11 protein-coding genes are annotated in these 12,674 nt (G+C 62.7%); 8 read left to right on the forward strand and 3 right to left on the reverse strand.

Annotation, left to right across the window (positions count from 1 at the left end; translation table 11 throughout):
• Positions 1 to 41: 41 nt before the first annotated feature.
• Positions 42 to 881: an endonuclease/exonuclease/phosphatase family protein gene (locus tag ACVWWQ_RS03855; protein WP_133949849.1), complete on the reverse strand. Its 840-nt coding sequence runs from the start codon at positions 879 to 881 to the stop codon at positions 42 to 44.
• 45 nt (positions 882 to 926) lie between these two features.
• Positions 927 to 1,139, reverse strand: coding sequence for a hypothetical protein (locus ACVWWQ_RS03860; protein WP_133949847.1), 213 nt, complete (start codon positions 1,137 to 1,139; stop codon positions 927 to 929).
• A 401-nt stretch (positions 1,140 to 1,540) separates the two neighbouring features.
• On the opposite strand from ACVWWQ_RS03860, the gene ACVWWQ_RS03865 reads away from it, so the two are divergent.
• From ACVWWQ_RS03865 to ACVWWQ_RS03890, 6 genes are all read left to right on the forward strand, one after another.
• Positions 1,541 to 2,083, forward strand: a complete 543-nt coding sequence (locus ACVWWQ_RS03865) for a cytochrome b (protein WP_133949845.1) — start codon at positions 1,541 to 1,543, stop codon at positions 2,081 to 2,083.
• Positions 2,084 to 2,181: 98 nt separating this feature from the next.
• Positions 2,182 to 2,838: a VIT1/CCC1 transporter family protein gene (locus ACVWWQ_RS03870; RefSeq protein ID WP_208321621.1), complete on the forward strand. Its 657-nt coding sequence runs from the start codon at positions 2,182 to 2,184 to the stop codon at positions 2,836 to 2,838.
• 354 nt (positions 2,839 to 3,192) lie between these two features.
• A complete protein-coding gene (locus ACVWWQ_RS03875) occupies positions 3,193 to 4,092 on the forward strand; it encodes a hypothetical protein (protein WP_133949841.1) in 900 nt (299 codons plus the stop codon).
• Positions 4,093 to 4,383: 291 nt separating this feature from the next.
• Complete coding sequence (locus ACVWWQ_RS03880; protein ID WP_133949839.1) at positions 4,384 to 5,538, forward strand: alpha/beta fold hydrolase; 1,155 nt, start codon at positions 4,384 to 4,386, stop codon at positions 5,536 to 5,538.
• A 187-nt stretch (positions 5,539 to 5,725) separates the two neighbouring features.
• Positions 5,726 to 6,481, forward strand: coding sequence for a M90 family metallopeptidase (locus ACVWWQ_RS03885; protein ID WP_133949837.1), 756 nt, complete (start codon positions 5,726 to 5,728; stop codon positions 6,479 to 6,481).
• Positions 6,482 to 6,794: 313 nt separating this feature from the next.
• Positions 6,795 to 7,505, forward strand: coding sequence for a TIGR04325 family methyltransferase (locus tag ACVWWQ_RS03890; RefSeq protein WP_166669738.1), 711 nt, complete (start codon positions 6,795 to 6,797; stop codon positions 7,503 to 7,505).
• A 173-nt stretch (positions 7,506 to 7,678) separates the two neighbouring features.
• On the opposite strand, the gene ACVWWQ_RS03895 is transcribed toward ACVWWQ_RS03890, so the two are convergent.
• Entirely contained in the window at positions 7,679 to 10,207 is a 2,529-nt protein-coding gene (locus tag ACVWWQ_RS03895) for a TonB-dependent receptor (RefSeq protein WP_208321608.1), read from the reverse strand.
• Positions 10,208 to 10,860: 653 nt separating this feature from the next.
• Here ACVWWQ_RS03895 and ACVWWQ_RS03900 point away from each other — a divergent pair.
• Both ACVWWQ_RS03900 and ACVWWQ_RS03905 read left to right on the forward strand, forming a co-directional pair.
• Entirely contained in the window at positions 10,861 to 11,598 is a 738-nt protein-coding gene (locus ACVWWQ_RS03900; RefSeq protein ID WP_133949833.1) for a SpoIIAA family protein, read from the forward strand.
• Between the two features lie 210 nt (positions 11,599 to 11,808).
• Positions 11,809 to 12,591 carry a hypothetical protein gene (locus ACVWWQ_RS03905; protein ID WP_457383302.1) on the forward strand — a complete coding sequence of 261 codons (783 nt, stop codon included), beginning with the start codon at positions 11,809 to 11,811 and terminating at the stop codon, positions 12,589 to 12,591.
• Positions 12,592 to 12,674 lie beyond the last annotated feature (83 nt).

The raw sequence follows: 12,674 nt of genomic DNA on the forward strand, positions 1-12,674 counted from the left end.
CGCCACGACGGGCGCTTCAGGAAACCTTGTTGCAGGTAGCCTCAGCGACCCAGCACGGCGATCACCGGGAAGTGGTCGGAGGGGTAACGCGCGCCCTCGTGCGTGGTGATCGTCTGGACGGCCATCGTCTTGAAACCCCGGCTCAGAATCCAGTCAATGCGCTGATCCGGATTGCCGGTGAAGTTGTGGAACGTCTTCGCCGGACCGGAGCGCGAAGGCGACCCCACCCAGGCATCCTGCAGCGTGCGGGTCAGTTGCGCATGAACCGGCGAGTCGGGTCCGCAGTTGAAGTCGCCTGCCAGGATCACCCGCGATCCAGCCGGCAACTGCCCGATCCGCTGCAGGATTTCGTCCGCGCTGAGCTTGCGGGCGCGGACATTCTCGGGAAGGTAGGGAAAGTGCGTGTTGAAGTAGTCGAACTCACCACCGCCATCGCGCTGGCGAAACCGTGCCCAGGTCACCATGCGCGGATACGGTTGACCCCAGGTCTTGCTGCCGGGAACGGCTGGCGTGTCGGACAGCCAGAAGTCGCCCGAACGCACCACCGTCAGGCGGTCGGTACGATAGAACACGCCCATGTGTTCGCCCTTGGTGCCGCCCTCGCGGCCCTGACCGAACCATGCATAACCGGGAAGGTGCGCCGCCATGTACTGGCCCTGCTCCTCGGTCAACTCCTGGGTTCCAAGCACATCCGGGTGCTGCGCCTTGATCACCTGCACCATCAAGTCGCGCCGGTTCACCCACGCATTCAGACCGGTATCCACCGGCACCCGAACATTGAACGTCATGATTCGAAGCGGTGTCTCTGCGGCCCGCACACGCCCCCCCATTCCCAGCATCAACACGCAGGCAAACACGGGAAGCCATTGGCGCAGGTTCATCACATTCCTCCAGGCGGTCGCGACATCACGCGTTCGAGTCTAGCTTTATTGCTGGTCGCGGTGACCCGACGACTCGCCCCGGCCAAACAGTTCCAGCAGATAAAAACCGTCCATGCCGACCCGGCCCTGATCAGGCACGGCCTCGGCATCCTTGTTCGGATACGCGCGCAGAAGCAGTGCAAAGCAGGCCGTGCCACGCACGCCCACGAGCGTGACCGCCTCACCAGATGAACAGCATGCGCCCGCGATCAACGACAAGCACCTGCCGCTGAGTCGCCGCGCGCGCAAGGCGGTCGGGGGAGGATGGCGCTGGGCTGATTGTTGTTGCAGGCACATCGCGGCAGCTTGTCGGACTCATCCCACTCCTTACGCCGGGCACCATGATGCACTCAGGCAAACAGCGGCAAGTCACGTTCACGCGCCGTCCACGGGGAAAGCCACCAGTGAGTGGCATCCGGTGATCGAGCTGCACTGCCGCGTGCGCCAGGGCAGCCACAACCGGGACCGCCGCCGAACTTGTCGTCGATGCAGGACGAGAAGCATTTCGTCCTTCGTCTGCCAAGGCGCACACAATATCCGGCGTGACCGCCCGGCAACGGACAGATCACCCGTCGCGCCCTCGATTCCTTTGCTGGCAATTCCCATGCAGGAGCTGATTCATGGCACCGATCGAACCCTCGACACGCTATACGGCCTCTGCCCGCTGGATGCACTGGACAATATTCGCGCTGGTCCTGCTCGCTTATATCTGCATCAACCTGTTCGGGCAGTTTCCCAAAGGGAGTGCCACCCGGGGCAACGTGCTGGCGGCGCATTACACCGCCGGACTGGCCGTCTTGCTGTTGATCTTGCCGCGACTGCTGCTGCGCCTGCGCAATGGCCGCCCACCAATTGCACCCCCGCCGCCACGCTGGATCGAGCTGATGGGCAGCATCACCCACGTCGCGCTGTACCTGTTTCTGCTGATCCAGCCGATCCTCGGCATCATCACGCTGCAAATCGGCGGCAAGCCGGTCACCCTGTTCGGCATGACCTTGCTGCCCTCGTTCGTCAGCATGCCCGATCGGGTGCTGTCGCATCAGTTCGAGGACATCCACAGCACCCTCGGCACGATCTTCTACTACGTGATCGGGCTGCACATCCTGGCCGCGTTCTGGCATCACTTCGGTCGGCGCGACAACACGCTGAAGCGGATGCTCTGAGCGCCGACCACACCGCCCGCGCGCCACTTTGATGTTCTGACTCCTGCAGGGACTTCCACGTGCATCGCCGCCACCACGAAAGACATCGCACGGGCCGCATGGGCTGGTTGCGCGCGGCCGTGCTGGGCGCCAACGACGGCATCGTCTCCACCGCCAGCCTGGTGCTGGGCGTGGCTGCCGCCCATGCCGCTGGGCAGAACATCCTGATCGCCGGCATCGCCGGGCTGGTGGCGGGCTCCATGTCGATGGCCGCTGGCGAGTATGTGTCAGTGCATTCGCAGGCCGACAGCGAACGTGCCGAGCTGGAACGCGAACACCATGAACTGCAGACCGATCAGGAGGCCGAACACCACGAACTGGCTGCGATCTACGTGGGTCGTGGACTGGAACCGGCGCTGGCCCGGCAGGTAGCCGAGCAACTGATGGCGCATGACGCGCTGGATGCCCACGCGCGCGACGAACTCGGCATCACCGAAGCGTTCAAGGCCCGACCGCTGCAGGCCGCCGGCGCGTCGGCACTGAGTTTCGCCGTGGGTTCCGCCCTGCCGCTGCTGGTGGTCGCACTGGCCCCCGTCGCTCTGCTGTTGCCGTTGGTGTTCGCCACCTCACTGGTGTTTCTGGCACTGCTCGGTGCGCTGGCGGCACGAGCCGGTGGTGCGAACATCGGCACCGGCGCGATGCGCATCACGTTCTGGGGTGCACTGGCGATGGCTGTCACTGCCGGCATCGGCACGCTGTTCGGCGTCAGTGGCTGACTCGCAATATCTGGCGGGACGCGTTCCGATCCAGCTTCAGATAGTGCCTGCCACGCCCGCTCCGCGATCGAACAAAAGTCGCACTGACTGCTGACTTCCTTGCCGTTCCCGCATCGACGCCTCGGCCAGAGCTGGTTGAGCCTTGGAGTGACCGCGACTTTGAGGCAGGCGGAATCGAAAGAAATTTCGGCGAAAGCTGGCCACACTCGGCGGCGCATCCTGTCCAAGCACGATCAGAGCTGGATTCCCTGCTTCTGTGTCTGCTTCCGACTTTTTCCGCGCCACGCCGCAAGCGCTTCCCGCTATGCTCGCACGGCACGGCGCGGGGGCGCCGGTATTCAGGGAAGCAATCGCATGACGACACGATCCAGGGGACCCTTGGCCGGCTTTGGCTGGCTCAAGCGCGGCATCAGCGTGGCGTTTCGCCATCCAAAATCATTGTTCGGAGGATCGGCCATTCTGGCGCTGGCGTGCTTTTTGCCATCACTGATTTCCCTGCCGTTGCAACTCAACGCGTTGCGCACGGGAACACCGCTGAGTCCAGCCACCTCGATCTGGATCATGGCGATCTCGATGCTGTTCGGGCTGCTGCTGATACCGCTCTATGCAGGCTATCTGCAGATGATTGATGCGGCCGAGCGCGAGCTGCCGAGCCGCGCCCGCGACATCTTCAAACCTTATCGGCAAGGTGAAGCGTTGCGACTGATCGGCTTTGGACTGGCCGTGCTCGTGATCTATGTCGCGCTGATCGGAATCATCATCCTGGCCACCGGCAGCGGCATCGCCAGCTGGTACATGCAGGCACTGGCCGCGCAAGCCAACCATCAGCCGCCACCAGGCCTGCCCAGCGGGTTCGGAGTGGTGATGGCACTGTGCATGGTGTTCGGCCTTTTCATGATGGGCTTCTACGCGATCAGTTTCGGCCAGGTCGCCCTCGGTCGTCGCAGCGTTCCTGGCGCCATCGGCGACGGCGTGAAAGGTGCGCTGAAGAACCTGCTCCCGCTGATCGTGTTCGCGGTGAGCCTGATCCTGGTGTGGATTGCCGTGGCCATAGGTTTTGCGATCGTGGCCATCGCGCTCTCGCTGCTGGGCAAGCTCATCGGCGCATGGGTGGTACTCGTGCTGCTCGTTCCTCTTTACATCGCCTTGCTGCTGGTGATGTTCGCGGTCATGTTCGGAGTGATGTACTACCTGTGGCGCGATGTGTGTGACGACGACACCGTACCCGGCATGGCTCCGGCGATCGCCGCCTGATCCGCGCCACCGGTTCGATGACGAAGGCGGCCGTGGCCGCCTTCGTCATGCCCACCCCGGGCATCCCGGCCGAGTTGGCACGCATGCAGGCGCCCCTTCCCTGCTTGCCGATCGCAGCTCACCTGACCGGAAAGACCAGCCACGCGTTTCCCCACCTGATGCCGTTGGTCCTGGCGTGGCCTTCTTCCGCCATCCGGCCAACCCTCGCGACGCCACGGAACAACCTTTTGTTGCGTTGTTGCTCAGCATCGTTGACAGTCAGCCGACCCACCAAAGCAAGGAGATGCTTCGATGATCCGGCAATCCCGTCGCGCGTTGGTAACGGTAGCGGCAGTCTTCCTGAGTCTCGGAATGGGTTCGGCAAATGCACGCCAAGCCCCCGCCGTACGCAACCCGACATCCCCTCCGTTGGTGGCTACCGGCGTCCTGCAAGGTGCACCCTACCGGGTCGACATTCCGGCGAAATGGAACGGCGATCTGGTGCTGTTGCTGCACGGCTTCGAACCGATTGGCCTGCCGCGACCCACGCCAAAGCCGATCGGCGATGAAGCACCGCTGTTCCTCGCGAGCGGCTATGCGGTCGCGCAGAGCAGCTATGCCTCGCAGGGCTGGGCGGTGGATGACGCATTGCGCGACAACGAACGCTTGCGCGAGTGGTTCGAAAAGAAGCATGGCAAGCCCGGGCGCACTTATCTTGTCGGCTTCTCCATGGGCGGCTACGTGGTGCTGAGCAGCCTGGAACGCGATGGCGCGCATTACGATGGTGCGCTTTCCCTGTGCGGCGCCAACCTGCCGGGCAAGCAGGTGTTCGATGACCTGCTGACCTCGCTTGTGGCGTTCGACTACTTCTTTCCCCACACGGCCGAGCTGCCGCCGGGTGGTCTCGCCGATCCCGTGGCGCCAGCGCTGGGCCAAATGGAAGTGATGCATGCCGTCGATGCCGCGCTGAAAACGAACGAAGACGCCGCACGGCTCCTTGCAAGGCATGCACAGGTATCGCGCGAGCAACTGGCGGGTGCCATCGGCGTGCACTACCTGGTCCTGCACCAGATGCAGGTTCGCGCCAAGGGCATGCCGGTCGACAACCGCGCGACGACGTACGTCGGCTTCGGTGACGACACGGCATTCAATCGCGGCGCGCACCGCTACACAGGCGACCCGCAGGCGATGCATTACCTCGCCGAAGCTACCTCGCTTAGCGGCAAGATCCGCAAGCCGCTGGTTCTGCAGTACAACCATCATGATCCACTGATCATCGCGCGCTATCAGTCGGTGTATCCGGCCATGGTGCGGGCTGCGCATGGACTGCCACCGACCGTGCTGTCGTCAACCGGCGAAGGTCATTGCGGCTTTTCGCCGGAGCAGATCATGCAGGCCTTCCAGACGTTGACCGCAGCCACGGGGTCGGACCTGCATTCGCCCACGGCCGCCAAGCCACGTCGGTGACTGCGTGCCAGGCAGCCTGCCGACTCGACTGCGCAATCGCGAACGGGTGCGAAATCGAAGGCGCTCACCTGACGATGGTTCGATTGCCTTCGCGCCCTGATGCGACCAACGGCTGGCACCGTGTCTCTTGAGAAAGCCCCCTTCGGCCCAGATGCTGTTGACACTACGACCTATCCAGCATGTGGCCATGTTCGACAAAATCAGACACTGGCGTGATCGGCGCATCGTCGCCCGGCACCCACTCGACGAGTCACTCTGGCGGAACGCCCTGCGACGCTGCACCGCGGCGCGCCGACTGGGCGCTTCGGATCAGGCCACGCTGCGCGTGCTGGCCACCCTGTTCCTGGAGAGCAAGTCGCTGGAGCCGACCAAGGGTCTGCAGCTTGAGGACGCCGACCGGGTCCTGATCGCGGCGCATGCCTGCGTACCCATCCTGAAACTGGGCATGGATTGGTACGACGGTTGGCACAGCATCATCGTGTACCCGGACGCGTTCATTCCACGCCGCCCGCAAACGGACGCGGCGGGTGTGGTTCACCAGACCAACACGATGATGGCCGGTGAGGCCTGGGGACGTGGACCGGTGATCCTGTCGTTGGCGGACGTGCTGAACATCGACAACAAGCCCGGACACAACGTGGTCATCCACGAAATGGCGCACAAGCTGGACATGCTCAATGGCGATGCCAATGGCTTTCCGCCACTGCACCGGCGGATGGATCGCCGCGTGTGGTCGCGCGTTTTCTCGAGCGCATGGGATCGCCTGAAGGACGAGCAGCGCAACGGCGGCGAGCTGCCGATCGACCCGTATGCGCTCGAAAGTCCGGCCGAATTCTTCGCGGTGGCCAGCGAACAATTCTTCGAGGGCCCGGCAACCCTGCGCGAACACCTTCCGGACGTCTATCGACAGCTCGAACAATTTTATCGGCAGCACCTCTTCTGAGAAGCCCTGGACGATCGGACCGGGTTCGCACGAATTTAACTCCCCGTCTCCCGACTTGCTGCATATTCCGCTCATTGGTTGCTTGAACGACTCTTGAGCCGGCCGGCAGCACCCTGACTTGTCGCGACATTCATCTCGCAGGCGCGGCTGCCGACTGATCGTTGCACGAAGCAACACCCGACGAAGGGAGACAGTCGCCATGGGAATGCAACCCACGATTCGAACTGTAGGGGAACGTGCCGCCGAACTGCCGTGGATCCGACGATGGCGCGACGCCCGCTATGCCCGCCAGTTCTTCGCGGATACCTCCTTGATGAGGGATCTGTACCGCGGCGTGTACGACAGTTTTGCCGAGGCATTGGCCAGTGTGCCGTCCGCGCGCTCGGCCAGTTACGACAACGCGGATTCGGCCGATTTGTATCGAGAGCGCACCCGTCGCGTTTTCATCAACGACTACCCGATCATGCTGTGGATGTCCAAACTGTTCGAGACCGGAAGCGCCTCGGTGTTTGACCTGGGCGGCCATATCGGTCTCGCCTACTATGCCTATCAGCGCTATCTGGAGTATCCGGAGGCCATCCGCTGGTGCGTGCTCGACGTGCCGGCGGTCAATACCGCTGGCGAGGTCTGGGCCAGGGAGCACGATGGGCGCCAGCGGCTCACCTTCACGGAAAACCCCGATAGCGCCAACGGCGTCGACATCCTCTTCGCCGCCGGGTCACTCCAGTATCTCGAGTACACGCTGGCCGACCTGCTCGGCAATCTGCAACATCTGCCCAGGTACCTGCTGCTGAACTCGGTGCCGATCCATACCTCCGCCTCTTATTTCACGGTTCAGAACATCGGCACGGCATGCTGTCCCTACCGCATTACCGCCGAACGGGAGTTTGTCGACGGCCTGAAGGCACTGGGCTATGTCATGCAGGATCGCTGGGAGAACCCGCTTCGCAGCTGCACGATCCCATCCCGACCCGACCGCTCGCTCGACCGCTATTTCGGTTTCTATTTCAGTCGCGAAACATGACCTGAGCCAGGCACGTTGCGGCGAGACCAGAGCCGGGACGGATCGGCTCAAGCCATCCAGATATTCGGCGTGATTGTCCGGCTTGCGCTTGCCCCGGCCACATCGTGCGGCCGAGGCAAGCAAGTCGATATCCAACCCGGCGATCCCTGACGCCGCGTGACGACTCAAGCCCTTCAGATCTGGATGTTCAGGCGGGCGTAGTAGTAACCGCCGTTGATGCCGAACGGCAGCGTCTCCCAGCCATATTTGAAGCCCATCTGGGGAAACGGATAGCCGGTCTTCTCGTCCCAGCGATCCGGGTAGGTGTTGAACACGTTGTTCGCACCCACTGTCAGCTGCACTGCGGGGGAGAATCGGTAGCCTACCGATATGTCAGTCAGTGCCTTGCCACTCCACGTCATGACCTGCCCCGGCGTGTAGCCGTCGCCGCTGACGGGACCATAGTAGTTTTCGCGCAGCGTCCAGTCCCACGCGCCGGTGCGGTATACGCCCTGCAAGGTACCGCGAACGCGCGGCTTGCCATGCTCCACCAACCTGACCTGCGTATCGTCGAACAGGGCCGAGGGCGGCAAGATGGCGGACTGCGACTTGCGCTTGGTGACGGTGGTCTCGTTGTAGTTGAGCGCCGCGGTAAGATCCAGCCGGCTGGTGGCGAGCGTGTAACCCTTCGTCACCACCACATCCGCGCCCTTCGTGCTGGTATTGACCGCGTTGGTGAAGAAGATCACCTGGCCCACGCCAAACGGCTGCAGAATCGCGGCGATCGGACAGTTCGCATTCCCCGCGGAGCACGGCAAGCCATCGGTACCCGTGGTCTCCGGCACGATGTTGCTGGAGAAGATGATGCGATCATCGATATCGATCTTGAACACGTCGACCGTCGCCGTGAACTCGTGCCCCGGGTTGTACACCAACCCCAGCGTTCCGCTCCGGGAAGTTTCCGGCTTCAGCGGCTGAATGCCGAATGCGCGGGTCACGTCGCTGTTGGCACGTGCGGTAAGCGTATCGACCAACACGCCACTCGGGCTCAGGTTCGTCGAGCGCTGGGCATAGAACTCCTGTTGCACGCCCGGTGCGCGAAAACCCGTGGCAATCGTTCCGCGCACGGCAAACGTGTCGGTCGCATCGAACCGCGCCGAGAGCTTGCCGGTCGTGGTATTGCCGGAGTCCGAATACTTCTCGAAACGCGCGGCGGCGCCGACGAACAGACGCCCGGTAATCTGTGAATCCGCTTCACCATAGAACGCCAGATTGTGACGCCCACCGTGGATCGCCAGGTTCGGCGACCAGCCCGGAAAGCCCTGCATGCCGGGCTGTGCGATGTCCCCCAGCGGTCCGTATATCGGGATATTGCGATCGTCGGCGCGACCATAGGTGTAGGACACCGGATCGCCGGCGCTGATGATGTAGCTGTCCTTGCGCCATTCCAGCCCAGTAGCCACGTTCAACACGTCATCGCCGACGCCCCATGGAATCGGGCCGTGAACATCCAGATTGAAGCTGGTCTCGTTGAGTGCGAGCGCGCCGGTATCCGCATGGGTCGGCGAGTCACCATAAATGCCGCCCCCGGTCCGGGGCTCATACCACCAGCTGACGTTGGCTGAGTTCGACTCGTTGAAACGAATCTGGTTGCGCCCGCGGCTTGCCGACAGGTCGCCCTGCCAGTTGCCACCCAGAGGCATGCGGTAGCCCACGACCAGCGAGGCATCCTTGATCGTCGTGGCGATGGTTGGCAGGAACCCGTCCGGATACAGCTCCGGGATCGTGCGGTTGTCCGGCGAGCCTCGGAAGAAGCCGGATGAACGGGTATGGCGCCTGGACACACCGCCAAACCAGTAAAGCTCGCCGGCGCCCGCAGGAAGCCCGCCATTGAGCCAGAAGTAGGCATTTGTCACGTTCGCGTCGCCCAGCTTCAGAACCACGCGCGGAGGATCCAGCAGCGTGTTCGGACCGGCACGATTGGTGCCACCGCGCTTGCCGTATTCCGCCGTGAGGTTCAGGTAGCCGCCGTCCTTGCCCAAGGCCACGCCGGTATTGACGCTGCCATGCCGCACCAGGCCGTCGCCGGCATAGGTTTTCCCGCCATCCAGCGAAACGTACGTTTCACCGACCTGTTTCTTCAACACGATGTTGATCACGCCCGCGATGGCATCGGAGCCATACTGTGCGGCCGCACCATCGCGCAGCACCTCGATGCGCTCGACGGCGGCGATCGGAATGGCGTTGATGTCGGTACCGGATGATCCCCGGCCAATATCCTGCTGCACGTTCACCAATGCCTGCTGATGGCGACGTTTGCCGTTGACCAGCACCAGCACCTGATCCGGATCCAGCCCGCGCAACGTCGCCGGACGGACGGCGTCTTCGCCGTCACTGACAAAGGTCTGCGAAAAATTGAAGCTGGGCTCCAGCAACTGCAGCGCCTGCCCGACTTCCGTGACACCGGAATTGCGCAGCTGCTCGCCACTGAGCACGTCCACCGGCGCCACCGATTCGGCCGCCGTCCGCGCCTTGGCGCGCGAGCCAATCACCTGCACATCGCCCAGCGTCGTGATGTTCTCCTTGCTGGCTTGCCCTGCCTTGGCTGGCGATTGCTGCGCACACAACGGCAGGCTCAGCCCGAGTGCGAACAAGACCGTGCCCACGCGAACGGCAGGCACGCCCATACGCCGATACAGACCGGCATGATTTGAAAACGACATGGATTTCTCCCTTGCCCTGTGGGCATGAACACGACAGACGATCAACCGAAATAACGGTCTTCCCTTCACTGCTCCCCGCACGCACGCGCCGATCGATTCCCGACACACGCTGGATGTGCGCCCGACGCTCCCGTCGACACCTGCGCCGGGTCGAACCGTGCTCCCCGAACCCGTCTTCGCAGGAAGGCGATCCCGTTGAGACAGGTCACGCACGAGTGCGTCGACTTTGTGGGTTGATCACGAGTTTACGGCGGGTGCTGAGGGCCAGAACGGGATCAGGTTCACTTTCCGTGCGAGATCCACGGGGAAAGCAGGCTTCGGCAGACCGGGATTCAGGTTCCGTTGGCCAACAGCCACCCAAACCGCATGTTGCAAATCGCCGCCCCGGGCAGGCCGTGGGCGCCTGACTCGCGAAGTTGCGGTGTCATGCCTTTGCGCCTTTACCAGCTACGCGCCACACGAACAGCAGGGCGACAGTTCCGGGCAAGTTCCACTCTGGCCCGATCGGAGTGACCCTGCTGACGCTCGTCATCCCCCGCCCTGAAACAGCCGCTGCGGGATGTGCACGCCGAGTTGGCCCGGATTTGACGCAGTACACTGCTCGTTCAACAGTTCGCGGCATCCAGTCCAGCGCATAACGGAGGGACATCAGCATGTTGACCATGATCGAAGGGCTTCCGGACCACGTGATCGGTATCAGAATCAACGACAAGTTGCGCGCGGAGGATTACGAGAAACAGCTCATCCCGCTGGTCAACGAGAAACTGGAAACGCATCCGAAGCTCGACTTGCTGTGCTGCATCGATGGCGAATGGAAAGGCATGGAGGCTGGCGCGGTGTGGCAGGACTTGCGGCTGGGCCTTGGCAAGATCGGCCATTGGGCGCGCATGGCGATCGTCAGCGACATCCCGTGGCTGGAGAACGCCATCAAGCTGTTCCGACTGTTTTCGCCCGGTGAATTGCGGCATTTCGACAGCGGTGACTTCGCCGCTGCCCGGGACTGGGTCTGCGAACACGACCGCGCGCGCATCGGCGTGACCCTGGATGGCGACGGCATCCTGGTGCTGGAACCGGACGCAGACAAGGCGCTCAGCGAAGACGATTTCGAAGCGGTCGGCAAGACGATCGGCGACTACCTCGCCGACCATGACCAGCTTCGCGGCATCCTGATTCACAGCCGGCGCTTCCCCGGCTGGCAGAGCATCGGCGCGCTGTTCGCTCACCTGAAGTTCGTCAACCGCGTGCACGACAAGATCCGCAAGATCGCCTTGGTCACCAACAGCCCCATGGGCACGTTCGCCGACCACGTGCTTGATCCGTTGATGCTGGCCAAGGTCCGCAAATTCGACTACGACGAACGCGACCAGGCGATGCGCTGGCTGCAGGACTGAGCGCCATCCGGCTCCAGTCTTCAAGCCAGGAGGAAGACTCTCGAAAAGTCACTTCACACCCGCTCCCGGGAGACACATGTTCACCCCCTTCATTGGGAGTAGATTCGGCTCGCTGGGGCCCGTATCAGGGGAGCGTCTGGCATTTTCGGGGGAAACATCAGCGTTTCGGGCAGATCTCAGCCTTGGTACTCACCAGTTGGGAGACAGTCAATGAAAAAGCTATTGATAGGCGGGATCGTGCTGGCGGCATTGCTGCTGCCATGTCAGCTCATGGCCCAAAGCGCGTTCGACGGCACCTGGAAGATCGACGTGAGCAAGGTGCACGAATCGGGCAAGCCCACGATAATCACCCTGAAAGGCGGTGAGTTCACGTGCAATTGCACGCCACCCATTCACGTCAAGGCCGATGGCATGGATCACCCTGTCACCGGGCATCCCCGAATGGACACCTTCGCCGTCAGCGAGGACAACGATCACACCATCACCGAAACCGCCAAGAAGGACGGCGCCGTGGTGCAGAAGATGACCACCACCGTGGCGCCCGATGGCAAGACGGCCACGTTTGAATCGGTGAATACGCGGCCTGATGGCTCATCCACCGTCAAGGGAACGCTGACGCGTATCGGCAAGGCACCGGCAGGATCCAATGCCGCGGCAGGTACGTGGCAGAACTCTAGCTTCCAGAGTGCCTCCGACGACATGCTGATGATGACCTACAAGGTGGACGGCAAGACGGTGAGCATGAGCAACCCGCGAGGTGAGTCCTACCAGGCCACGCTTGGCGGAAAGCCAGCTGTCTTCAAGGGTGACCCCGGCACCGACATGGTCGCAGTGAAGATGGTTGGCAAGGCACTGCAGGAAACCCAGATGCACGGTGGCAAAGTCACCTCGGTCTCCACGTTGACGGTGTCGCCTGATGGCCAGACCCTCACGATGGTCGAGACCCAGAAGCCCGGTAACCGCAAGCTCACTCTCGTGGCAATGAAGCAATAACGCAGCGGAGCTTTCCAGCAAACGGATGTGTTGAAAGCCCGACCTCGTGTCGGGCTTTTTTGAACGAGGCTCTGAATGGCTGT

Source organism: Rhodanobacter sp. TND4EL1, from assembly GCF_054061035.1.